The organism is Alistipes sp. An54, assembly GCF_002159375.1.
Taxonomy (GTDB): domain Bacteria; phylum Bacteroidota; class Bacteroidia; order Bacteroidales; family Rikenellaceae; genus Alistipes; species Alistipes megaguti.
This window is the reverse complement of record NZ_NFIA01000024.1, coordinates 1-24,376: the sequence shown is the minus strand read 5'-3', so window position 1 is coordinate 24,376 and position 24,376 is coordinate 1. Positions and strand designations below refer to the sequence as shown.

22 protein-coding genes are annotated in these 24,376 nt (G+C 53.7%); 7 read left to right on the top strand and 15 right to left on the bottom strand.

What is annotated here, in order from left to right; all coding sequences use genetic code 11:
• The 3 genes from B5G09_RS13525 to B5G09_RS13515 all read left to right on the top strand — a co-directional run.
• Positions 1-990 (top strand): site-specific integrase (locus tag B5G09_RS13525; RefSeq protein ID WP_087405592.1); only part of this gene is annotated, 990 nt, incomplete at its 5' end.
• Between the two features lie 117 nt (positions 991-1,107).
• On the top strand, positions 1,108-1,395 hold the full coding sequence (locus B5G09_RS13520; protein ID WP_087405591.1) for a helix-turn-helix domain-containing protein: 288 nt from the start codon (positions 1,108-1,110) through the stop codon (positions 1,393-1,395).
• Positions 1,395-1,691: a helix-turn-helix domain-containing protein gene (locus tag B5G09_RS13515; protein WP_087405590.1), complete on the top strand. Its 297-nt coding sequence runs from the start codon at positions 1,395-1,397 to the stop codon at positions 1,689-1,691. Before B5G09_RS13520 ends, B5G09_RS13515 begins: the two co-directional genes overlap by 1 nt.
• Positions 1,692-1,728: 37 nt before the next feature.
• Here the strand turns inward: B5G09_RS13515 and B5G09_RS13510 are convergent, their stop codons facing one another.
• Positions 1,729-2,070 carry a DUF2958 domain-containing protein gene (locus B5G09_RS13510; protein ID WP_087405589.1) on the bottom strand — a complete coding sequence of 114 codons (342 nt, stop codon included), beginning with the start codon at positions 2,068-2,070 and terminating at the stop codon, positions 1,729-1,731.
• On the opposite strand from B5G09_RS13510, the gene B5G09_RS13505 reads away from it, so the two are divergent.
• On the top strand, positions 2,038-3,573 hold the full coding sequence (locus B5G09_RS13505) for an AbiH family protein (RefSeq protein ID WP_206384457.1): 1,536 nt from the start codon (positions 2,038-2,040) through the stop codon (positions 3,571-3,573). The genes B5G09_RS13510 and B5G09_RS13505 overlap by 33 nt on opposite strands.
• 34 nt (positions 3,574-3,607) lie before the next feature.
• Here the strand turns inward: B5G09_RS13505 and B5G09_RS13500 are convergent, their stop codons facing one another.
• The 9 genes from B5G09_RS13500 to B5G09_RS13460 all read right to left on the bottom strand — a co-directional run bounded on the left by B5G09_RS13500 (position 3,608) and on the right by B5G09_RS13460 (position 15,202).
• Positions 3,608-3,787, bottom strand: coding sequence for a hypothetical protein (locus B5G09_RS13500; RefSeq protein ID WP_087405587.1), 180 nt, complete (start codon positions 3,785-3,787; stop codon positions 3,608-3,610).
• Between the two features lie 4 nt (positions 3,788-3,791).
• Entirely contained in the window at positions 3,792-5,447 is a 1,656-nt protein-coding gene (locus tag B5G09_RS13495; RefSeq protein ID WP_087405586.1) for a hypothetical protein, read from the bottom strand.
• 2 nt (positions 5,448-5,449) lie between these two features.
• A complete protein-coding gene (locus tag B5G09_RS13490) occupies positions 5,450-6,007 on the bottom strand; it encodes a DUF3575 domain-containing protein (RefSeq protein WP_087405585.1) in 558 nt (185 codons plus the stop codon).
• 12 nt (positions 6,008-6,019) lie between these two features.
• Positions 6,020-8,578, bottom strand: coding sequence for a DUF4906 domain-containing protein (locus tag B5G09_RS13485; protein ID WP_087405584.1), 2,559 nt, complete (start codon positions 8,576-8,578; stop codon positions 6,020-6,022).
• Positions 8,579-8,656: 78 nt separating this feature from the next.
• Entirely contained in the window at positions 8,657-9,688 is a 1,032-nt protein-coding gene (locus tag B5G09_RS13480) for a fimbrial protein (protein WP_087405583.1), read from the bottom strand.
• A 35-nt stretch (positions 9,689-9,723) separates the two neighbouring features.
• The gene (locus tag B5G09_RS13475; RefSeq protein WP_087405582.1) at positions 9,724-10,200 is read right to left on the bottom strand and encodes a DUF1896 family protein; all 477 of its coding nucleotides are present in this window, start codon (positions 10,198-10,200) and stop codon (positions 9,724-9,726) included.
• 12 nt (positions 10,201-10,212) lie between these two features.
• On the bottom strand, positions 10,213-11,505 hold the full coding sequence (locus B5G09_RS13470; protein ID WP_087309062.1) for a DUF3945 domain-containing protein: 1,293 nt from the start codon (positions 11,503-11,505) through the stop codon (positions 10,213-10,215).
• A 129-nt stretch (positions 11,506-11,634) separates the two neighbouring features.
• Complete coding sequence (mobC, locus tag B5G09_RS13465; RefSeq protein ID WP_087405581.1) at positions 11,635-13,644, bottom strand: conjugal transfer protein MobC; 2,010 nt, start codon at positions 13,642-13,644, stop codon at positions 11,635-11,637.
• Between the two features lie 148 nt (positions 13,645-13,792).
• On the bottom strand, positions 13,793-15,202 hold the full coding sequence (locus tag B5G09_RS13460) for a type II toxin-antitoxin system HipA family toxin (protein WP_087405580.1): 1,410 nt from the start codon (positions 15,200-15,202) through the stop codon (positions 13,793-13,795).
• A 279-nt stretch (positions 15,203-15,481) separates the two neighbouring features.
• Here B5G09_RS13460 and B5G09_RS13455 point away from each other — a divergent pair, with 279 nt between their 5' ends.
• Genes B5G09_RS13455 through B5G09_RS13445 form a run of 3 tightly spaced genes read left to right on the top strand, consistent with a single transcriptional unit; the run spans position 15,482 to position 16,648 of the window.
• Complete coding sequence (locus B5G09_RS13455) at positions 15,482-15,808, top strand: multidrug efflux SMR transporter (RefSeq protein ID WP_087337309.1); 327 nt, start codon at positions 15,482-15,484, stop codon at positions 15,806-15,808.
• Between the two features lie 12 nt (positions 15,809-15,820).
• On the top strand, positions 15,821-16,141 hold the full coding sequence (locus B5G09_RS13450; RefSeq protein ID WP_087337312.1) for a multidrug efflux SMR transporter: 321 nt from the start codon (positions 15,821-15,823) through the stop codon (positions 16,139-16,141).
• 12 nt (positions 16,142-16,153) lie between these two features.
• A complete protein-coding gene (locus B5G09_RS13445) occupies positions 16,154-16,648 on the top strand; it encodes a 5-nitroimidazole reductase NimB (RefSeq protein ID WP_063854490.1) in 495 nt (164 codons plus the stop codon).
• A gap of 955 nt (positions 16,649-17,603) precedes the next feature.
• Here B5G09_RS13445 and B5G09_RS13435 read toward each other — a convergent pair.
• The 5 genes from B5G09_RS13435 to B5G09_RS13415 all read right to left on the bottom strand — a co-directional run bounded on the left by B5G09_RS13435 (position 17,604) and on the right by B5G09_RS13415 (position 24,267).
• Positions 17,604-17,975, bottom strand: coding sequence for a hypothetical protein (locus B5G09_RS13435; RefSeq protein WP_087337315.1), 372 nt, complete (start codon positions 17,973-17,975; stop codon positions 17,604-17,606).
• Between the two features lie 11 nt (positions 17,976-17,986).
• Entirely contained in the window at positions 17,987-19,198 is a 1,212-nt protein-coding gene (locus B5G09_RS13430) for a site-specific integrase (RefSeq protein WP_065739606.1), read from the bottom strand.
• Between the two features lie 976 nt (positions 19,199-20,174).
• A complete protein-coding gene (locus B5G09_RS13425; protein WP_164496862.1) occupies positions 20,175-21,206 on the bottom strand; it encodes a glycosyl hydrolase family 18 protein in 1,032 nt (343 codons plus the stop codon).
• 91 nt (positions 21,207-21,297) lie between these two features.
• A complete protein-coding gene (locus B5G09_RS13420; protein ID WP_087405579.1) occupies positions 21,298-22,905 on the bottom strand; it encodes a DUF1735 domain-containing protein in 1,608 nt (535 codons plus the stop codon).
• Between the two features lie 3 nt (positions 22,906-22,908).
• Positions 22,909-24,267 (bottom strand): DUF1735 and LamG domain-containing protein, encoded by a 1,359-nt coding sequence (locus B5G09_RS13415; protein ID WP_087405578.1) that lies wholly within the window; start codon positions 24,265-24,267, stop codon positions 22,909-22,911.
• Positions 24,268-24,376: the final 109 nt, after the last annotated feature.

The window sequence follows — 24,376 nt, the reverse complement described above, 5'->3', positions numbered from 1 at the left end:
ATTCTGCGGATTCAAAGGGACCTCGAACTCGACAAGAAAGAGGTCTCCGCCCAAATCATTCTGAACCGCTATCTGGGCAAGGAGCAGTCGGACCGTCACACGCTGATGGAGGTCTTCCGCGCCCACAACGAAAAGTGCAGGGCACTGTCGGGAATCAGCCTCGCCCCAGGAACAGTGATCCGCTACGAAACCTCGCTGCGGCTGACCGAGGCGTTCCTGCGCACGACCTACAAAAAGGAGGACTGCTATCTGGATGAGATTACGCACCAGTTCGTCGAGGACTATGATTTCTACCTCCGAACGGTTCGGCGGTGCTGCCACAACACGACCACCAAGTATCTGCTGAACTTCAAGAAGATTATCCGCATTGCGCTGGCCAAAGGTTGGATGAAGAAGGACCCCTTCGCCCAGGTTCACTTCCATTTCGAGCCGGTCGAACGCGAGTTTCTCGAAAAACAGGAGCTGAAGGTGCTGCTCAACAAGGAGATCACCATCACGCGACTGGCACAGGTTCGCGACATCTTCTGTTTCTGCTGTCTGACGGGCTTGGCCTTTATGGATGTGCAACAGCTCAAACCCGAGCATCTGGTGGCGGACATCCACGGCAAGATCTGGATTCGCAAGGCACGTCAGAAGACCAAGAACATGTGCAACATCCCGCTGCTTGATGAGGCGCAAAAGATTATCGACCGCTACAAGGAACACCCCTACTGCCAGACGCACGGCGTGTTGCTTCCCGTATGCAGCAACCAGAAGATGAACTCCTACTTGAAGGAGCTGGCCGACATCTGCGGCATCCGCAAGAATCTTTCGACTCATTGCGCGCGCCATACGTTCGCAACCCTAACGCTGGCCAGCGGCGCGACGATCGACAACGTCGCCAAGATGCTCGGCCATGCCAACGTCAACATGACGCGCCGCTATGCGAAGGTTCTCGACTCGTCGATCATGCGCGACATGGAGGTCGTCGCCGAAAACATGGCCTTGTAGCCCGATGTCGGACATGCGAGGTCTGCAAAGGACACCCGGCACCTTTTCCGGAATTCCGCCCTATTTTGCGGGCGGGTTCCGGGAATCGGGGCCCCTGCAAACTAAAAAAGGTGTACCATGGAATGCAAACTGATTGAGGCGGCCGCCTTCGAGGAGCTGAAGGCGATCGTCAACCGGATTCAGATCCGGACAACCCACCTGGCCACGAAGACCATGCCCCGCAAACCCGGAGGGTGGCTGACCCAGGAGGAGGTATGCGGCATGTTGCGCGTCTCGAAACGGGTGCTGCAATACTACCGGCGGCAGCGGAAGATCCCCTACTCGATGATCGGCAACAAGGTCTATTTCCGCGAAAAGGACATCCAGCGCATCCTCGATGCCAACCTGGTCAAATCCCGGGCATAATGGAAGAGTGGATTACGCGGAAATCTCCGGAGTACAGGGAGCTTCAGGAGAAGGCGCTGGCGGCGCTCGACCGGATCGAGGCGATGATCGAAACCCTACCCGGACATCTTAATGCAGAGAGCTACCTCACCAGCGAGGAGGTACGGAACCTCTTTGGGTTGAGCCAACGGTCGCTGCAGACCTACCGCGACGAGCGGATTATCCCCTACACGATCCTCGGCGGGAAGTTTCTCTACCCGATGTCCGAGATTGCGAAGATTCTCGAAAAGAATCTCGTCAAACCAATTCAGCGATAAGACAAGGAGCAACGGGCGGCCCGTTGCTCCTGTTTTTTCAGCCCAACGCCTCCAACTGTCGGATCCCCTCTTCGGAGAGAAAATCGCGGAGGTATTTCCCGCCGGTATAAAGGTCTCGTTCGACACTTAATCCGAAGGGCAGCCGCAACGACTCCAACGCCGAGAGGAGCAGATAGCCCCACTCCCACTCGAAAATGTGGCAATAACCGTAGAGGCGCCAGTCGTCGCCCTCGCGTTCGGCCTCGGTGATGAGCCACGTCCCGCTGCCGCAGGGGTTGAAGTATTTGACAAGAACTTCGGCATTAAGCCCTTTTCCGTCCTGGGACCCGATGGGATGGGCCTCGAATTGGGAGATGATCTCCTCGGTCAACAGTTTCATAATGGTAAGATTTTAGAAACTGCCCGGAACGCCCGGACAGCAAAAGAGACAAAGCCACCCTGCGCAAATGAGGACAAGAGCAGTTCTCTTGGCATCTTTGCACAGGGTGGCTATCTTGCTGGGACGGGCGGCGATGACGAGGTTTATCCGAGGAAAATATTTCGTATATTTGTAGATATCAGCAATGAGCGAACAGGTATGAACAGAATCATATTGATTGGGAACGGATTTGATTTGGCGCATAATCTTCCTACGAGTTACAAGGACTTTATGCGCGCATATCAAATGATACTACAAACAAGTTTATTGGAAGGAGAAACAGATCTAGCAGATGGTTTGTGCTCTATTAAAATAGACGGTTCTGATAATTTAAAAAAATTAGAACAATTCCGCTTTGTTCTAAATAACCTATCTTTCCGATTTCAAAAGGGATGGGAACAAAGTCTGCACATCAAAGAATATAATGATTTCTTTGAAAGTCTGCCAATTCAATATGACAGTCCTCTTTTCGCATCTATCAACAAAGCTGTCAAACTTCAAAATTGGGTAGATATAGAGAGTGAATATTATTCTTGGCTGAAACGGGTTTTTAGAGAAACTGATTGTGGATATACTGCTCCCAAAAAGCTCAACGATGAGTTAGAGTTGATAAAAATATATTTGGTTGTATATCTACAAAAAATTCAAAACGAACAAATAAAACCTGAATTGGTTAAAGGGTGTATCGACAAGGCCATCTACGAACCTTTTGCGGCTCGAGACATGTCTGTAGAGAGCATTGAGGCTTTCAGAGAGTTCATCATTCAGCGATTTGAAAGTGTTCGAAACAATATAGACAACGGTAATTCCCTATTACGGAAATACAATAAGGAGCCTCTAGATTATCGCTCCGACATAGAGATGGAGATTAAAAAATTTCCATTAGACCATATTAATGATGTCCTTGCCGGAGCAGATGGTATACCGGATTATTTCCTGCTTCCGGACCAGATTCTGCTGCTGAATTTCAACTATACAACAACAGCAGATATGTATCTTTACAAGAATTCGGGCTTCGAGGTAAATCACATCCATGGGACACTGGGAGACGATCTGAACCATATTATTTTCGGTTATGGGGATGAGATGGACGATGACTACAAGACAATCTCAAAGCTGAACGACAACGATTATCTGACGAACATCAAATCCATACGCTATCTCGAGACTGACAAATATCGCCAACTGCTCCGATTCATCAATTCGGATTACTATCAGATTTACATCATGGGACACTCCTGCGGCAATTCGGACCGCACCTTGTTGAACACGTTGTTCGAGCATCCGAAATGTGTTTCCATCAAGCCGTTTTACTATCAGTGGCAGGATGAACGAAGAGAATGGCAGGACAACTACATTGAGATAATACAGAACATCTCACGCAATTTCAATTCCATGCAGACCATGCGCGACCGGGTGGTCAACAAGGAATTTTGCCGACCTCTCGTACCCAAGAACAATTAAAAACAAAGGCTGCGAACTCAATCGCAGCCTTTGTTTATTCCATAGGTTCCCACTCCGGGAGTTGAATCGTGTCCCGGATTTCGGGACATCGGATGATCTCGACCGTCGTATCCTCATAGACGTTGCAGGCCGTGAAAAGCGAGACGAAGATCGCGCCCCAGGCGACGGCCAGAAGAACGTAGGTCAGAATCGTTATTATGCGTTTGCGTTTCATGTGTTTAGTCCTTTAACAGTTCCGAAATTTCGGGGTCCAGATTCCCCCGATACTCCATGCGTTCATCCCGGCGGCAGGCTTCGAGGAAGTGTTCGCGCCCTTCGTCCTTACGTCCCAGCCGCGAGCAGGCTATAGCCCGCAGGTACTCCGTCACGGCATCCGTCGGCATCGCCGAGAGGAGCTCCAGCGCCCGCTCGTTGTGGTCCATCGAGAGGTGCGCCACCACCGTATTGCGGTCGTTATAGTCGTTGAGAATATAGAGCGCCCGGGCATACTGACGCCTTTGCAGCAACTCTACACCGCGGGCATAGGTCGTGTCAAGCTCCGTGGTGTGGATCGTATCCTTGACCATCCCCTTGCGGCGGAGGTTGTAGCGGAAGTCCACGGTGCGGAGCTGCGGGTAGATCACCTCCTTCAGGTAGGCGTACTCCCGGGGAAAGCGTTCGCGCAACAGCCGCTCTCTTCGGTCCGGATTCCGCTCCGCGGAGAGGAGCTCCAGCATCGCCTCGCGGTTCGTCAGCGCTGGATCCGTGCGGATGCGGTTCATCAGCTCGGGCCACGCCTCGGCAACCCACCGCACGGTCAGCAGCGTGTCGATGCCCCGGCCGTAGTGCCGCACCAGGTAGCGTTTCAGCGCCTCGGCACGCCCCCGCGAAAGGCGCTCGTTGAAGGCGTAGCGCCCCTCCGGCGAGGAGGAGGCCGTAAGGGTGATCGTATCGACGTAGAACTCCTCCTGCTCGATGATCCGGCGCATCAGGCCGGAGATCTTCTCCAGCTCGCGGCCGTTGTCGCCCAGCGTATCCACCACCCGGGTATCACCCACAAAGAAGCGGATGTAGTTGCGATCCTCCACCGTAACATACTTGTCGATCACACGGATGCGGTAGCGCGGCAGCGTATCGACAAAGGAGAGCATCGACGAGACGAGGTAAGCCAGCGTGTCCGAGGGCGGCAGCCGGTAGGCGCTGTCGTCCACGGCCTGCACCTCCCCCGTGAGCGTGATGAGCATCTTCTTCGAGGTCTCGTCCGTCAGAACCTCCTGCGAGTAGTAGTAAGTGATCGTGCTGCGGCTCTCGACCAGCGAATCGAGCCGAGCATCCTCCGGGTAGGGAAACTTCACGAAGTGCTGGAAGGCCGCCTCCCGCCCCAGCGTATCGGGCCGGAAGCGCCGCACATAGGTCTCATACTGCCAGTAGTCGCGCTCCTGCAACAGCGAGAAGCGTCCCCCGCGGATCACGAGATCCTCCAACGGAACGGTCCCGTCGGGCTTGTGCAGCAGAGGCGTGATGACCACGCTGCGGCTGCTGCCCAGCAGCTGCTTCGGAAGCGTAACCACAAAGTCGAGGTGCACCCGCCCGTTGCGTTCCGGAACCGAGCGGACCTTCGCCACGACCGTCACCTGCTCGATCTGCAGCGACATGACCCGCTCGCCGTCGGGCAGCGTATCGACCGGAGCCAGGAAGAAGGTGTTGCTGTCGCGCTGGAGCCGCACGACCTGCGGCCGGTAGTCCTGCTGCTGGGCCTGACGCTCCGCGCGCGTAAGTTGCGAGAGGTGCGCCACGGCACGCTGACGCTCCAGGCGTGTAGCCACCGAACAGCCCGTCGCGGCACACATCGCGGCAGCAAGCATGCCGCCCAGAATCATTCGTTGCTTTCTCATGGCTAAAACAGATAGGCGAACGATAGCTCCAGGCGGGAAGGGGCCAAGGTCCAGCGTCGCGAGTGATAGATATATTCATCGTCCCAGTCCGAGACCGAGGGGTCTCGCCGGGTGTCCTTCGTATGGAAGAGTCCGAGGCCACCTTCTACGGCCACGCTCCACCGTTTGGAGAGCATCCACGAATAGCCGCAGGAGAGGCCCGCACCCCATGCACGTCCGTCATAGCGCCGTGTGCGGCGGCCGACTAGGTAATTGACATGCGAGAGCTGCGCACCCACAAAGGGGCCGACCTGCGTTTCGTAGAACCAGTAGCGGGCGCCGAGCTGCGCCGCACGAAACGAGGTGGCAAGATCCTCCGTGCGCAGGGGGTTCCAGAACAGCGCTCCCTCCAGCGACCAGCGGTCCGTCAGGGCCACCTCGACGCCGAGGTTCAGCGTCGCCGTACAGGCTGCCAGCGCATTGGCACGCACGGCGAAGATCTGTGCCGCAGCCTTGTGGGGCGAACCCCACAAGGCCATAAGCAGCACTATCAGAATCGGTATGATGTGTCGTCGTTTCATCGTCTTCGCGTTTTATTCCCGGATACAGCGCACGACCAGCCCTTCGTCCAGCCGGGCCGAGTTCGTAATGGCAACAATGCCGCTCTCGTCCAGGATGTAGAGGTACTGTCCGTAATCTTTCGACGAGCCGAGGTTCGGAGTATTGGTCCAGACCCGCACCTGGTAGGCCGGCCAGTAATACTGCAACTTTCCCGAACTGCCATCCAGATAGCCCGAGAAGGGATAGAGCGTCGTCGACGAACCCGAGGAGTAATACATGTACCAGCCGCCGTCGTTCACGTAGGTTGCCTTCTTGAAGTAGTTCTTGTCCCACGCCTCGGTATGCGGTACCCGCCAGCCCGGCGGACAGGGATCGTAGATCGTCTTGCGGTTGACGGTCGAGGCGGTCGTCCCGTTCGTATAGTTGCCCCAGAGATTCGGATTCAGCGGGTTGTGCCAGCTCCCCGAGTAGGGATTGCCGGCCATCACCGTCGTCGGATGCTCGATGGCCCACTGTACCGTATAGTCGCTCGTCGGAAGCGACGGGCTTGTATTGCGGCCATAGGACTTGAATTCATACCCTTCGAGGCTGGTTACGGCCGCCGGAGTGTAATAGGTCGTCGGTGCATTCGTCGAGGGATAGATGAAGGGATCCTTGCGCCCCCACTGGTAGTACATCCCCTTGGATCGTACATCCGTCAGCGAGGTGGTCTCTGCACCGAGGTTGCGATCCATGAAGACGGCACCCGTCGAGTAGGTCTTCGCCGTGGAGAGCGGATCGTAGTCCACGGCCCAGATATGCCACGACCAGATGCAGGTCCCAGCAGCGTCGAAGAGCCCGATGACGGCATTGCCGTGTGCCGTGCCGGTCTCGAAGCAGATTCTGCCATCGGCATATTCGGCCGATCGGATGACGGCGTTGCGAACGGAACCGGTTTCCCAGAGAATCCGAGCTTCGACACCCGAGAGTTTTTTGGGTGTTACGTTCTGGGTCGAGCGGCCGTTGCCCTGCACCGTGGCATTGAACGAGTAGAACGTGCGCAGCTTCGGGGCGATATAGCAGTTGGCCGTGCCGTTGCCATCCAGCGGCGTGGCCGTCGATTTGAACCGTGCATAGAGTTCCGTGCGGGTCTGCTGCGGACGGAACGCATAGGTCGCCGAGGTGGAGAGGCGTTGCGTATAACCGCTGTCCGAGTACCAACCCTCGAACAGATACCCCGCACCGGCGCGTGCCGTCAGGCTGCAGCCCTGCTCGTAGCACAGCGCTACGCTCCGAAGGCTGCTTCCCGAGCCGGTCTCACCGCTCCACAAAGCACCTGAAACCGAGATCGTACCGCCGGTCGAAGGTTTGGCATAGACAACGTTGGCCATCTGATGTTCGAAGTCGTAGGTTCCGCAGACCCCGTAGGGATCTCGCAGCGTAATGCGGTAAGCAAAGCGGGAGTTTGCCGAGGTGTAAACCGTCGGGCTGTACTGCACGCCGAGAAGATTGGTGCTGTTCGGATTATATACCTTGAAATCCGGGCCCGATTCGCCGTGAAAGTCGTCAAAAAATACCTTCGAGCTCTCGCCCGAGATGACGGCAAACGTCCCGGTCAGCGGCAGCTCCTCATCGTTGTTCTCCACGTCGATATGCAGCAGCGTCGTCCCCTCGTAGATGCAATAGTCGCCAAAGCGGTAGTCATCGAAGTCGTCCCACACCTGAATCGAGTAGGAATAGACGCGCGTGTCGATCTCGTCGTCGCCCAGGATCGAGATGCGGAAGGTATAGTGGACATTGGCCCGGACGTTGAAGTCAGAGGTGTTGTTGCCGCCCAAATAGACCGTATAGAGGAGGTTCCGGCTGCCGTTCGCGGCGCGGATCAGCAGGTACGAGGCGTGCTCCGGAGCATGCTCGGGGCTCTTCTGCCGCTGGTCCGTGATCGACGGAACGGTGCCCTGCAGATTCGGAAACAGGTAGCAGGCACCCGAGGCCGTCGTTCCCGTGAGCGTCGTCTCGGGGCCGTCCGTATAGTCGGCCGGATCGGACGACGGGGCTGCCTCCGGATCAAAGAGCGCCGCCGTGCGCGGAAGTGAGATCAGCTGCACGGAGCGAAGCTCGATATTGGGATCCTTGACGTCGATCTCATAGGAGACCTTGGCCACGCACCGCCGAACCTCGACGGTCGAGCAGTTTGCCCCGGCGCTCGTAACGTCAAACTCCTCCTCGGCGGCCATCGGAAGGCGTTCGTAACTTTCGGCGTTCGAGATTCGCAGCTCCTCCTCCGAGGGATCCGCCCCAAGGTCGCGGCCGAGATTGGCGGCGAAGCGCATCCGATAATGTCCGGGCACGACCTCGAAGCGAAGGATCGTCGCCTGCTGGTAGCGATGCAGGAGCAGTTCGCCCCGGCTGTCGTAAAGGTAGAAGTTCAAATCGTCGATCGCCTCCTCGTCCGTCGAGCGGGTCTGCTCCTGCATCCCGTCGGGACGGACAGCGATCTCGACCGCCACACCGCGAGGCATCACGTCCTCCTCGGTCAGGCTCTCCCGGCATCCGGTCAACGTCACAAGGAGGACCGACAGCAGGAGCACCAATTGCTGGATTCGTTTCATAACTGTTCGTGTTTGGAAGGTGAGAAAAAAGGGTCCCGTCCGACCCCTCGGGGCAAGGCGGGACCCGCAACACAGGGATTAGGCGCCCAGGTCAACCGACTGCGTGACGGGAGTCTCCCAGTCGGCAACCGTTACCGACACCTGGCAATCCTGACCCACAAGGCCCGTGATATTGGCAGCGACCCGGTAGTAGCCGTTGCGGAGGATCTGACCCGCGGCCTTGCCCGTCAGTTCGACCGAATAGGTCACCTCCGAACGGTCGTCGCTCGTCGAGCTGCTGCCGTCGCCATCGTAGGTCGCGTTGATCTCCAGCAGCACGCGGCTTCCGGCATCGAGCGTTCCCGTTTCATAGAGGTAGAAGAGGCTGTTGTACTTCGACGAGGCCGTCCCCGGGGTCTGCGTATGGGTGTAGGTCATGGCTCCCGTCGAGGGCTCGCCGGCCACAACGAGCGACTGCGAAGCGGCGCGCGAGAGCTTCACCGAGTTGATCGTGATCGAGCCGGGATACTTCTCCGAGAACTCCGGGGCAATCGAGGTCTGCAGGGCAACCTTCGCCACCGTGCGTTTGAGCGAGATACCTACCTGCGTCGAGGTATTCACCGCACCGACGGTCTTGGTCGTCGAGCCCGACATCACGAAGCCGCCCGAGCGCAGCGCCTTGGTCGAGACATCCGCGAAGGTGCCGTTATACGCTCCGGCCGACTGCTCCACGAAGGCCGTGAGTGCCGACCGGGTCTTGGCCGACGAGGCGTCGTAGTTCGCAACGGCATAGAACGAGCATTCGGTTCCGGCAGCCGACTTCGGAAGCGAGAAGGTCGCCGATTTCGAGGCGAGTTCCGATGCGGTGAAATCGCGTCGCAGAATCAGATCGCCCGAGGTGTTGAACGTGAAAACCGAGAGCGACGAGAGAGTCTTCTCCCACGCCTCGGCCGTAGCCGTGGCATCGAAGAAGGCACGGGTCTGCGCATCATCCCCCGAAGAGAGGGTGATTGTTACCGAAGCACCATCGGGTCGTGCCTCCGGAGCGGGGTTAATCATCTCGGTTTCCTTGTTGCACGAAGCAAACAGCGCAGCGGCAAGAGCCGCTATCGCAAAAATTCGGTTTTTCATGGTTGTAAGATTTGAAAAGGTGATTGAAAAATTGGTTATTTGAAGCGTTTCGAGAGAGGAGCCGGGCGTTCGGGACTCTGGTAGCCCGGCACTCCGTTTTCGTCGATCCACCGGCGGATGGCCCGTCGAAGCCGCTCCTTGAGCAGCCGGAACTCGGGGCGCTGGACAAAGTCGTCGCCCAATGGGGTACGCTCGAAGATCGGTGAACAGATCCGGGTCAGTTTCAGCGCCACCGTCTGACGCTGGCTTTGGGGAATGGCCGGGTAGTCGGTTTCGAGGATCAGATGGACCGTGTCGTAGGGCGAGAAGAGCAGCCCGCGGAACAGGATCCGGTCGGCAACACGGATCGCCTGGTCGACCGGAACACCGGCTTCGAGGCTTTGGCTGTAACCCTCGAATGCCAATCGGCTGCGCCGCTCGATCATCCGTCGGTAACGGGGCTGCGAAGGGTGCCGCTCCTCGAGAAACTGCCGGAGGCGCTCGCTGAACCACCTCTGATCGGGTCGTTCCATCGTCGTGCGACATTAGCGTTTCCGGCCCCGGCTCGGCGCTTCGGGCGTCGGTTCCTGTTTTTGGGGTTGCTTTTGTTCCTGTCCCTGCTGTTTTGACTGGGAGGCCTGCTGCTCCTGGCGGCGCAGGTTCGTGAAGTCGTAGTCCACACCGTTGGTCCGGGGATTGAGTCGGATAATACATGAGAGCGGCTTGCCGTTGCGCCCGAGAATCGGGCGGGCCTTCTCCTTCGAGCAGTCGAGACCTTCGGGACTCTTCACGGCGGCGAGCTGTCGCTCGTCAAGCTGCTTTGAAAGCGATTCGGGAATGTAGGGTTTGCTGTAACGGTAGTCCGTCATCCGGTATTCGCGCGTCAGGGCATCGAAGCCGACCTTCCCCGAATAGGTGATGTCGCCGTTGCGCATCGTGCACCCCTCGACCTGCACACGGCTTCCCGAGGCGAGGTTCTCCTGCTGGGCATCGGTCAGCCTCACTCCGTTGAAGAAGCGCAATTCGGGGACTTCGCGCCGGGGAACCGTCACGAAGCGGTTGGTCGCCGGGTTCAGCGTCACGTAGCACCACTCCTTTTCGCCCGTATGCGGGTTGGGCATCTCGTAGAGGCGGTCCGGAGTCTTCCCCGACAGCATCTGCTCCTTGTCGCTGGCCGTGAACATCATCCGGAACTCCTCGCGTTCAAACTCCGGGCGGGCCAGGGCGCTTTCGAGCCCGACCTGCACGTCACCGTTCTGGTCGCGGAAGGGACGCAAGGCAAACTCTCCGGCAACGGACAAGTCGCCGACCTTCAGACTGATGTTGTGGAGCTCCGTCGTGGGAAGGCCCAGCTTCATCGCCTCCAGCTCCTTCGGCGTAACGACGACGCCCATCTCCTTCAGCTCCTGCAGGTGCAGATCCTGCGTGTCGAACTTGACCCGTTCGAGCTGGTACGAGGTGACGCGGTGGTCGTTCAAGGCCTTCAATCCCTCCGGGTCCTTCGGGTTGTCGGCCAACCGCAGCAGCGACTGTGCTACCTCGCTGGCCTTGTCAGCCGCGACTTTCAGGAAATGGAACGGCTTGGCATTCTCCTGCGAGAGGAACCCCTTGATGAAGGCGCCCACGGCCGAGCTGTTCCGCAGGTCGAAGAAGGCCGGCTTGTTGGCCGTCAGTGGCGAGGTGGTGATGGCCTTGTACTGGCGGCCCTCCTGCTTGAGCTCCGAGACGGCCTCCACGGCGCCGTTCTGTTCGTTGTAGAGCAGCAGCGTCTCCTTGTAGGTAGGATCGGCCTGCTCCGGGGCCTGGTTGATCGGTTGATTCAGATTCTCTTCGGGCATAATGCAACTGTTTTAAGTGAAACAAAAGGTTGATGCCGCGAATATAAAGAGCTGAATGTCCGTCGCTTCCAATCGTCCTGCGCAGGCCGCGCATGGCCGTCAGCCGTGGGTTTTCCGCACGGCGGATTCCTATTTTTTCTTCGGCAGGAGCCCCGCAAGGTCGGGGTCATTTTCGATGCGGCGGATCTCCCGCTCGACGATCTGGACCACCTCCTCCTTGATGCGGTAGTAGTTCTCGCAGATGATCTCCTCCATGCGGTCCGTGCCCTCCTCGTCGAGAAACGAAGAAATTTGCGGGATGGGAACGAAGCACCGCTCCTCGGCCTGGATTGCCGCGCTGTCCAGCTCGATGCGGGCATGGAAAATCTTCTGCGGCAGGGGCTGGTCCACGTTGTCGGCCACCGAACCGACGAACATTCCCTGCGTGAGGTTCGAAATCTTCGACGGCGGGATCAGTGCGTCGAGCTGCGTGTTGGTCGAATGGGTGATGTTCTCGTTCGAGACGGACTGCGACTCACGCAGCTGAACGATCTTGCCGAAACGGTCGGAGAGCGTGCGGGCCGTATCGCCCACCACCTGCCCCGAGAAGATGTTGCCCACGGTGTTGAAAATCACCTTCGCCTCCTTGTCGCCGTAGTCGCGCTCCAGCTGCGAGAAGTCCTGAAAGCCCAGGCAGACGGCCACACGATTCGAACGGGCCGTGGCGATGAGGTTGTCCAGCCCCCGGAAGTAGATCGTCGGGAGCTCGTCGATGATGATTGAGGATTTCAGCCGACCCTTCTTGTTGATTAACCGCACGATGCGCGAATTGTAGAGCCCCAGGGCGGCCGAATAGATATTCTGCCGATCGGGGTTGTTCCCCACGCAGAGAATCTTGGGCGAGGCCGGATTGTTGATGTCCAACGAGAAGTCGTTGCCCGTCATCACCCAGTAGAGCTGCGGCGAGATCATCCGCGAGAGGGGAATCTTTGCCGAGGCGATCTGCCCCTGCAGCTGGTCCTGCGCATTGCCCCGCCAGGCATCCATGAAGGGCGAGAGGTAGTTTTCGAGTTCGGGATAGGAGGTCAGCACCGGGAAGATCTTCTCGTAGGGTTGGTTCAGAAACTCCACGGCGTGCGGGAAGGTGCAGCAGCGGCCTCCGCCGTAGATTTTCAGGTACCAGATGATTGCCGCCAGCAGGATGATTGGCGAATCGACGAAGAAGTCGCCCTGCTTCTGGATCCACGTCTTGTTCAGGTTCAGCATAATGGTATAGGCCGACTCGTAGGCATCCGAAATGTCGGTCATAAACTCCGGGGCGATAGGATTACAGCGATTCGAGCGGCGGGGGTCGTCGAAGTTGATGACGCAGAAGCGCGGCCGCGTCGGGTAGGCATCCAGATGGCGCAGCAGGTGGTTGTAGGCCAACAGCGACAGGTCGTCGAACTTGAAGTCGTAGATATACATGGCAAAGCCCTTCTCAATCTGCTGGCGGATGTAGCTGTTCACCACGGCGTAGGACTTGCCCGAGCCGGGGGTCCCCAGCACCATTGTCGCCCGGAAGGGGTTGATGACGTTAATCATCCCCGGCCGCCACTCACCCCGGTAGTAGTAGCGGGTCGGAAGGTTGACCGAGTATTCGTTTTCGAGCAGACGCGCCTCCTGTTCGAAACTCTCGTTGTCGTCGTTGAAGGGGTCGCGGGCAAGGGTCGTATGCAGCAGGCGGCGGACCCACACCCCGGCGGTCAGCAGCGCAAGGTAGCCGCCCAGCAGGGTCAGCACATAGCTCCAGAAACGAAACTCCAGCCCCGCGGGAAGGCTCCGCAGCGTGTCGTTGCCGAAGAGCAGGAAGAAACCGGCCAGCGCCAGGAGGAGGATTTGCCGCTTCGAAGGTTTCCCGTCCCGCACGCTGCGTGTGCCGTAGCATCCCAACACCAGAAAGAAGAGGGCGCAGAGTTTCGTGATGGATGACCAGGTGAAGAGCCCGGTCGACTGTTGAAGGTTCCAGAAGATTTGGTCCACGACGGGAGTGGTCAGCGCGTGGTTCGCGAACCAGTCGTAACAGAACCAGTAACTGTTCAGCCCCAGAAACACGATTCCCAGGGCCCGGGCAAACTGGACGATCTTTTCCAATGCCCGCAAATCATCCTCCTGCTGCATACTTGTCGGTTTAAGGGCGACAAAATAACGGAGGAACGAGGCAGGCTGTCCCCACGGACCTCCCGAGGCCGCGGATGGCCGGTAAAAAAAGATGTTTCAGGTGAATATCTGAAACATCTTTTACATTACTCGGCTTTTCAAAGCACTTTCAAGATCGGTCTATTTTAGGAATCAGAAAACTTGTGACCAACTCACGCAGTTTCTCGTTCGAGATGTTGACACCACCTTTTCGAGCGATTGATTCATATTCCGGCGAGCCCATCCGAAAAACGTATTTGTGCGCTTTGCCGTCGATGGTCGCCAGAAGATGATAATTGCCACGATAGGCTTGTTCGAGTCTCGCATGGGAAACAGCATGACCTGCAAGTTCCGTCAGGTCGGGATTCGATTCCGACGAACCACTTGCGTCTGTCCCGATGTATCCCCACGCCGTCAGTTGTGCAGAGAGGAACCCTCCCACACGGTTAGCCCATTCTTCCTTCACCCCATATTGCATAGCCAGTTCCCGGAACGACAATAATGCTTCGGCCACTTGATTGATAATGACTTCAGCCCGACGGATCCCGTTGTCTCGGGCAAAAGACAGGATGTCCTCTTTGGATATTTCCATGCGTTTTCCCCGCACCATAAGGCACCGCTCCTCTTGAGGCTGGAAACCGCCTTGATTAAAAATGAAGGTCATGTCATAGGCCGGAGCCAGTTGCCAGCAACCAGTTTTGTCCATCAGAAATGAAAAGTTTCGGTCGTGGTCGTCCGTATTATTTGCCAGGACATTGAAAACCATTCGGCGGAAAATCTCTTCACTCGCACCTTCGGGCAAACGCAGCTTGCGACAAACCTCCAAAAGGCCTTCGTAGCTTTCAATACCGGGACACAGTGCCGCCAGCGTCTGCGTATGCAGTTTTTCGTCATCTCGGCGATCGAACCGTTTGGTGAGAAAATGCTGATGTCCCTCTACCTTAAACAATCGGGATTCCATCATCTGAATACCGGCCATCCGGCACATGGCATAATATACCATTTCAAGCTCGGCCGAAGAGCGGGACGGATCCCCGAATTTCAGGATACAGTAATCATAATCCGTTAATCCTGCTATTTGGCCAGAACGGATCTCCCCGTTCTTTCGGTTGATGGCCAGCACCGCTTTGGGCTGACGACCGCCAGCCGAGGTGCCGACCACGATGAGCGCCTGTTCGGTCAAGGACTCTTCGGGTAAGATCTGCACATGTTCCCGTTCTCTGAAAATACGACCTGCCAAATCAATCAATGACTGGATGTCTATCCTCTCTTGGTCAGAAGCAAGTGGGACACAAGGGGCAAATTCCAGAGCGCCCATTCCGCGCTTCCCGATAAACGACAATTTTTCAAGTGGCGTGATCTCCGCATTGGAAAGTTTTTGTTCTATGCGCCATCTCTCAAACAACTGGTTTCCCCAGTCATCGGGCAGCGAGTCCGAAAGAAACGGAGGTAGACTTCGGTACTTCCGATCCTTGTCTCCCCAAAATGGGAGATGCCCGTTTGCTCTCGATTTGGGAGCTGTCAGAGGCGCTATATCCAACTCTTTTCTTTGAAAATCCGATATGTAAATAGGAATATATTAAAAATAAACAACTTATGAACTTTTCTCAAAGAGTGAGGTAATGACTTGGAAACAGTTGCTAATTCTGTGATATGCGGTATATTTCTGTCAAACAACTCTTGTTTGGTACAAAGGTACAAAAAATCTGATAAATGAAGAGAAATGTGGCTTTTTTATCAAATGTAAAATGGAATATGCTGGAAAAGCCTTATCTTTGCATACAAATTTTACATATTATCAAAGAAATAAGAAAGCCGTATGAACTGGATTATTCTGATTGTTGCCGGATTCTTTGAATCCGGCTTTGCTTTTTGTTTGGGGAAGATGAAAGAAGTGTCAGGCACCGAATGGTATCTTTGGGGTACTGGGTTTCTTGTCAGCCTTGTACTGAGCATGACGCTACTCGCCAAGGCTGTGCAAACTCTGCCCATTGGCACAGCCTACCCTGTGTGGACAGGCATCGGTGCAGTGGGAACAGTGCTGCTTGGTATTTTATTTTTCCATGAGCCAGCATCGTTTCTCCGCTTGTTCTTCATCACCACACTGATAGCGTCTATTATTGGTTTGAAAATGGTATCACATTAAAACCTTGCCGGTATGGATTGGATGATTTTGATTGTTGCCGGATTGTTTGAGACGGCTTTTGCTTTCTGTCTTGGCAAGATGAAAGGAAAGCGGGGCGAAGAATACCGCCTATGGGCTATGGGCTTTATCGGATGCCTCATTGCCAGCATGTGGTTGCTTGCTGTCGCTGTACAGACTTTGCCCATTGGTACAGCCTATCCGGTATGGACGGGCATCGGAGCGGTCGGGACGGTATTGCTTGGCATTGCATGCTTCCATGAACGGGCTTCTTTTGCCCGCATCTTCTTTATGGTGACACTGATAGCGTCTATTGTTGGTTTGAAAATGATTTAATAACAGATTGATATGTTTAGAGAAATGCGACGTAAGCGGCAATTATTGCCAACAGAAGAAAGCGTTGCCATCCTTGAAAGGATGACGAACGGAACATTGGCTCTTCATGGGGACGATGGTTACCCGTATGCCGTTCCCATCAGTTATGTATATGCTGATGGCAAAATATATTTCCATAGTGCCATGAAAGGTCATAAAGTGGATGCCATTTTGCAGAATGACAAGGTATCATTCTGCGTGGTAGAACAGGATGACATCAGACCGTCTGAGTTTACCACTTACTTTCGAAGTGTGATAGTCTTTGGCAAAGCCCACATATTGACGGATGAACTCGAAAAACGTGTTGCTTTGGGTTTATTGGCAGACAAGTATTCGTATGGCGAAGCTGGCATGGAGGCTGAAATAGCCAAAGGGTTCAATCATTTGTTAATAGTGAAAATTGCAATTGAGCATATTACAGGCAAGGAAGCCATAGAACTGACCAAAAATAGGAATGACCGTCCTTGACATTGCGACCAACGGGAGGACAGCAAGCGGTTTTGGTCTGCCCAAAACACAAACTTGCTACCATTGAAAAACAGAGTTCTGACTTTTGAGTAACTTACCAGCTTTTGGATAAGTTCAAGGATAGCTTGCCGCTTCTGGCTGAATCAAATGGGGTGTCCAGAGGGGTGTAACTCCGTTGGCTCATTAGGGTGTTTTTAGCATGAGCGAAGCGGTGCGTGAAGAAAACGCCCTAATGAGCTATGGCTTTTTGTTTCCCAAAAGCCTGCGGCGGTATCGGGGGCTGTCGGATGCCTTTTTCTTTTCGCCAGTCTTATAGGACATTCCATGCTGTTGTACCAACACGATTGCGTGTCCGCACGTGAGCATGGATTGTGCTGCCGTTCCCACAGCGGACTTGTTGAGGGGCGAAAATCTGATGAAATGATGAATGGACGACATAGCTTACTGACAACCAAAGAAATATACTTTCAACATCTTTTCATCAAACCGCTCGCCAAAAGAAAAGTGATGAATGGCATTGTGTTTCCATTCTCTTTTCATCAGCTCAATCCTTTTGTTGAGGGTTTGATGAGGATGTAAGTCACTGTAATTCTTTATGTTTATATACACTTTCATCAATTCATCAAAATAACAAATTCTTCTCATACAATTATCGTGTCGTATCCGGCAGACTTGCAGGCAAGTCCGATAGTGTTGAATTGTTGAGGAGCGGAAATAACACATTGATGTCCTGCAACATATACCCTCAACAACCGCTTAACAGACCCGTTCACAAAACATTTGGAGGCGAAAAGAAAAAGGAAAGGCGTTGCGGTGTGCAGTTTGCCTTTTCTTTTCAATAGCCGTTTCTTTCTATTGAGTGTTTGTTGAAAGTGTATCTTATTATATATCAACATATTGTTTACTACATTCAACAATTCAACAAAATATGACGGTAAGATTGGCGATTATCACCCTAACACCCACACCTTTGACCGCTACTCAATGCAACCCATAGGACTTGCCTTTCTTTTCGCAAGCACAGCCTTTCCAATAAAGCATTACGCACCATTATCGCATTTGAAGTATTGATACGGAAAGCGAGTGCCACGACCATTGGCAAGGCGTACACGTCCGTAAAGTAGCCGTTGGGCAGCTTGATGCGCCTTTCAACCTCACAAGGATTCAACACTCCGCTCTTGTACACGGCTCGGATGGCGGCACGGAGTGTCGGGGCGATTACATAGAATAGCTTTACCAACTCCATTTCACTCATCCAAACATTGGCGGTATCGGACGGTACGGCAACCCTGCCGTACCCGTCCATCGTGATTGTTGTCCGTTTCATACTCTGTGCGTTTATATGGTGAAACGTCCGTTTACCTTGCTCTCGAAAGCGGATATGTCGTTTTCAAGTTTCTTGTTCGTCACCTTCGCGTAAATTTGCGTTGTGGTGATATTGGTATGCCCCAAAATCTTGCTTACGCTTTCTATCGGCATACCGTAATTGAGAGCCAAGACAGCGAAGGAGTGGCGGCTCAGGTGGAATGAAATCGGCTTTTCTATCCCGCATTTCTTCGCCACAGCCTTGATGCGCTTGTTCACCGTATCAAGCGAGCCGATGTTGAACAGCCGCTTGTCTTTCCTGAACGGCTCGTAACGCTTGATAATCTGCATGGGGATGTCCATCAGCTTAATTTGGAACGGTACGCCCGTCTTCTGGCGTTTCGACACAATCCACGGTGTACCGTTCATCTCAACGATGTTGTCGGTGGTCAGGTTCCTAATGTCCGTGAACGAGATGCCCGTCCAACACCCGAACAGGAACAAATCCCTTGCCAATGCGAAATTGGGATTGTCCAGCTTGATTGCGCCCAATGCTTGGATTTCATCCTCAGTCAGAAAGCCACGCTCCTTGTGGTCGGGGTCGACGTGGTACATCGCAAACGGGTTTCTCGATATCTTGCCGTTGTAGTGCGCCGTGGTGACGATGTGTTTCAACGGTATGGAGTATATCCACACGGATGATTGCGCCAGCCCGACCTCGTTTCGCAGGTACAGGCAGTAGTCACGGATGAAATCCTCCGTCAGTTCGTTCATCGCCATGTCCGTCCGCTTGTAGTGCCTTGTTATGAACTCTGCCACGTATTTGCGGACGGTCAGGTACTTTTGGTACGTGCGCTTGGAGCGGTCTTTGCCCACCCGTTTGGCAAACGCCTCGTTCTCCTTGTCAAAGGCACGCAACAATGTCTCATACTCCGTGCCGATACCTTGGTAGGCATTGCGCACCATTTCTGCCGTGACAAACGCCTCGCGGTCGGAAAGCCGCTGGTAGTGCTTCGTTATCTGCGCCTTGATGTTGTCAAGGGCGTAGTTTACTGCCACCGCCTCACGACTCTTGCCTTTCGCCCTGTTGCCTTTGGCATCCCACAAATCCTTGGAGATGCTTTGTTTGCAACTGAACTGCGCGATAGTTCCGTTGATTGTAACCCGTCCCATGATGGGGACAATTCCGTTCTTCTCCTTGCTTCCGTTTACATAGAAGACTGTCTTGAAAGTGCTCCTCATAATCCTACTTTTTTGTTTGGTGCAAAATTAGTTTACGGGAGTTGTAAAGGCAGAATGTAAACCTACGCAGAACGCAGAAATAGAGACCGTTAGTGTTAAATGGGCATCAGGTATCGGGTAATGGTTTGGAAGTGCATCTGCTGCTGCAATCTGCCTAAATCCGTTTTCCCGAACTTATGCCGTTCTGTGCCACTCGAAGCCAAACTCTCTGACAGTCAGTGAGAATGCTCAAATTCGCTTATTTTTGCTCTTTATCCTATTCTTTTTTTAGAAAAGAAAAATTTTTTCAATCTTTTTAGTTCCCCCTATAAAGGGGAAATCCAAGGATTTTATATCTTTGCAAAATAGGAATATGAAAATAAATGTTATCTTTGCATAAACATAAAATAGGATTCAGACTAACTGAAACATATTAAAGGAAACAACCTTTGTACCTACCGTAAAATTGGGAACTTTACAGTAATCAGGTATAGAAGTTGTCAGTCCTTGTTATGTTCTGCCTGCTTTTGCGGGCAGAACGACAAGGGCGCAGGACAATCGACTGATTACGGGTATCCCAATGCCTACGGTAGGAGATTGACACCGCGCCTCTTTTTTATATAAAAATGGCGCAAAGAAAAACGACCTGTTTGACAGCAACAGGTCGTTGGCGGCACCTACAGGTTATAGTTAACAATGAATAAATTACGCTTACATTGCGCAATGATTTGAAGGTGTCGCCATTTTAGAACACAATATGGGTCTAAATAAGAATAGGCCATGGTGTGATAAAATATTTTTTATTTTTACAACGTTCTTTCATCATAAGAAAAGTTGTCAGCAAAACTTATTAGCCGATAAAATTTCCCGATTTCGGACAACAGAAGCTGGCAACTTTTCTTTTTGATACAAAAACGGGTACTCTCCACAAGGAAGAATACCCGCGCCGAATTACTTGATTTCCCGATTCCGGACAACAGAAACAGATTTCCTCGAGGAGTTACTGGGCATTTACATCATCCATGGTGATGTCATGTCCACCCGCTACGAACGTCCAGTCCTGCGGACGATCACCGGCATTGGAAGGCGTGCTGGCAACAGAAACGGACAGTTCACCCCATGCACCATCGGCAATCGAGCGGAACAACTGAGTCTGATTTCTATCGGAAGTTCTCCGCAGATTGAAGTGCATGATTGCGCCATAGCCATTCTCAGCAACATTATAGGCATAATTTCCATAATCCATAATATCGGACGATGAAAAATAATTACCCAAATTTGAGGATTGCGGTGCAAATTGAGCTTTACCGACTCCAGATACTCCAATATATGTATTATAATATGCGAAATCCGAATAGACATAGTCGATCAGGGCTCCGGCATCAGCGCCAATCTGCGACGACCCCACATTTCCAAACTGAAATACGGTAATCAGTTTGTTCGCCGGCATTTCAGCGTGCAATTTCTTGATAAGATTGCCGTAAGAACCCTGGACCGTGGAAGTAACTTTCGAATATTCATCGTCGAATCCGATACCGTCCAGCCCGTATTTTTCAACGGCATGGGCCAGAATTTTGGCGAACTGCGTGGCCTGCGTGTCGTTCAGGTTGGTGAAACCGATGCCCTGATGGTCGCCGAGGATGGTCAGAATCACCTTGATTCCTTTATCCTGCAACGGTTTGATGTAAGTCAGATACCCATCGTTCTCCATCAGGTTGGTCATCTTGTCGTTCAGATAGAGCACCGGCTCCGTCACGCCATTCACAGTACGCTTGTGAATGTTCGCAGCAAACAGTTCGACAATATCCGCATAGGGTTCCCCATTGGGAAGAACATAGTCTCCTGCGTTAAGCGGGTTCACGTCGTTTGTCTCCACATAGATAGCAATCTTGGGAGTCTTATCTCCATAGGCACGGGTTGCGACCGCGTCGGTCTGTCCCGGCTCCATAGCAGGTTCCTCTACCTGCTGGCAAGCACCCATAAACATTGCTCCGATAAACAGAGCTGCCATAAGTTTCAAAGTCTTTTTCATAACGCTTAAGTTTTTAGGTTAATTTTGTGTTACACCACTTCGGGAACTGTAAGAGAGTTGGGAAAACTATTTCTGTTGTACGGAATTTCAATTACCAATCTTTCTGCCACTTGCCGTATCCGCTTAATCCTGTTGGCAACGAGGTCAACTCATGGTTGTCGAAACGATATGTGTACCCATTTCTTGAGCCTAAAATATATTGATTTTCTTCATCCATAAATCTACAACATCCTGCGAATGTTATATCCCATGCCGTTTCATAATTATCCTGCAGGTTGGTTCTCAAATCATCAAAAACAATAATATTATTAGGTTTTTGTCCATTTGAAACCCAATCAACTAAAAACACAGGATCTCGCATCATACTCTCCGCTTCAGATGTTGCAACGGGGAAGATTGGGAAATTCACACATCCGAATTTTGAAGCATCCAACCCCGCAATCGGTTTTTGTGTATAAGCAGACACATACGATTCATTGGGATGCCATGGATCGAGCAACTGTACTGCCTCCGTATTTTTGTTGTAACCTGACCATGCGTAGTCGAGATATTTTCCGACCTCAATTCCTCCTGTTGCCTCCGTATCCCAGAAGGTTGAGGTCGGCTCCTCGTAGACGGTCAGCGTCAGCAGTTTCTCCGAGCCAAGGGCTTCGCGCATCGCCTTGACGAGTTTCGGATAGGAGGTCGTATTCGTTTCCGGCATTCCTTCCTTGCCGTACCCGGCATTACGGTCCCACAGATTGATACCGTCCAGATTATAGGTTTCGACAACAGCCTTGACCTGCGCCACGAAATCGGCAATCTGTTCATCCGTAAGATTGCAGAAACCAAGTCCCGTACCTCCACCCTCCAGGCTGAGGCAAACCGTGCGACCCTGTTCCTGTAGTGGCCAGATATATTTCGAAGCATGACCAAGGACATAGGTCATATCCGATCCTAAATCCAGCATGGCTCGTCCGGAGAATTCATTATACTTAACAGTTATGGTTCGAAGATTGATAATATTCCCGACTGTTCCATACCATGCGACATTCGAACCTCTTACTTGTTTTTTCTCCAAAAGATAATCCTGCACCAACAACGGCTGATACTGATCAGTATTGATGTAGAATACAAAGAAGAGGTCCGAACCATCGTGTAGTTCATAGTCTCCCGGCTGAGGGTCACGAACGGTCAGCGTATAATAGAGCGTCTGACTCTCGTCTGCCGAGCCTTCGGCCGCCACCGTTACCGGAAGTAAATACTCTCCGGCTGTCAGGCCTTCGGCTAAAATACGAACACGTTTGGCTGCCGATCGCTGCCCTTCTGCGGTGAGCTCCAGCGTTTGACCATCGGGGAATTCATAGTTTGATGTTGGCAACAACTGGCATTCCACGCCGTTTGTCGCATTGAACCCTTCGACAAGCGACTCGTCAATACGCAGCGTCAACGTCGTACCGTCAGCAGCAGGTTTTGTTTGTTGGTAATAGAAATCCCGGGTTACAAATCCCGTACCTGCCGTCAAAAGCATCTCCACCGTATTGCCGGTTGTAGCATTGCTTCGCAATTGTCCGTAAGTCGATTCAATGGCCTCCTTATCGGGCAGTTTACCGCCATTTTGCTCTACGGGGTCCGTCTCGCAGGCCGTAAAGCCTGCAAGAACGGTCACCGCAAGGAGCATCGCTCCTATCGTTCTGAATAGCTTGTGATTCGTTTTCATGGTTTACTCCTCCGTTTCGTTGATTTTCGGAATTTCGATGCCCGAAGGCCATACAATATCAGTTTCGGCCACGCCGTCGTTGCCATACATCGAGTAGTCCTTGACGGTGTTGCCTGCCCCCTCGTTGAACTTCCAGTAGCCCAGCAGTGTCGGGTCGTCGGCCGGGTTCTCGACATTGTACATGTTCTCCCAGATCTGCTCGGGCGTCCGTGCCACGGACCAGACGCGCGCCTCGGCAATCTTGCCGTTCAGCGGACGTTTCTCGTCGTAGGACTTACCGATAAAGAACTGGTAGGCGTCACCCAATTTGTTATAACCTGTGTCTTCAGTCTCATATTGCGGTTTTTCAGTCTCCGAAGCAGAGTTCCACAAGTCATACAAGGCACGCATTGCCAGATTGATCTGATTCTTCTTGCTCGGTGACGAGATACCGACACCGGTCTCCTCGCTCTGGATCTTGCCGTCGACATAGACGCGCACGGTCCGGGTCGTCTGGTCGTAGGTGCAGGCTACATGATACCAACGACCGGCTTCGAGGTTCTTCGTGGCGTCCTTGCCCGGGAACTTGCCGAACTGTGAGCCGTTGCCCGAACCGTCGAATTGCAGCTGCTGACGTTCGAAGTTCGTGTCGCCGATGCGCAGCAGCAGGTACTGCTCGACACCCATCACCGAAGAGATGCTCACCGGCATGTCCTCCGCATCCGTCGTGGCAAACTCGTCGATATAGATCAGCGCCTCGTAGGTCATGGCCGTAAGTCCGTTCCACGCCTGACTGTTCGTGCCGTACTTGTCCAGCGTCGGGAAGTTTATCCAGTTGCCGGAGTTGAGTTGTGCGGCAACGGTGATGGCCGAGGAGCGTTTTACCACATAGTAGGCCACGTCCGAGCCGCCCAATACGTCAATCGACGCGCCGCTGATACGGATTGGCACCAGATAGGTCTCATCAAGCGGCAGGGCACCCGTCTGCTCCTCGCCCTCGCCCATCAGCTCCCGGAGCTGCAGCGTCACAGGATCCGAGACGGTGCGCCCCGCGGCGATTGTCGTCTCCGCGGCGGAGAGCGTGTAGTATTTCTCGTCGAGCATCGGCCACTGCGTGCCGTAGCGGGCGTTGTACGCCGCCACAAGCGACGGGTCGACCTCAAGCGAGACCTGTACGTCGCCGTCGGCGGGATAGGTCAGTGCCGCCTGCAGCGTACAGTCGTAGGTCGCGCGGTTGTTGCTGAACGTAGCCAGCTGCACGGGGCTCGTCTGCGAGACATTGAGGTAGACCACGTTGTCGAACTTGTGGTCGTCGGCATCGTACCGCTCGCAGGCCGTCAGCGCCCCGAGCAGCACAAAAAGCGTTATGATAGATCGTTTCATGGCTCTCTTATTTGGAAGGGTTCAACGTCTGGATGGCCTTGCGGATCGTGCTGTAGTTCCGGTCGGCGTGGTAGTAGTCTCCGGCGATGTTGTAGGCTGCAAAGCCCGC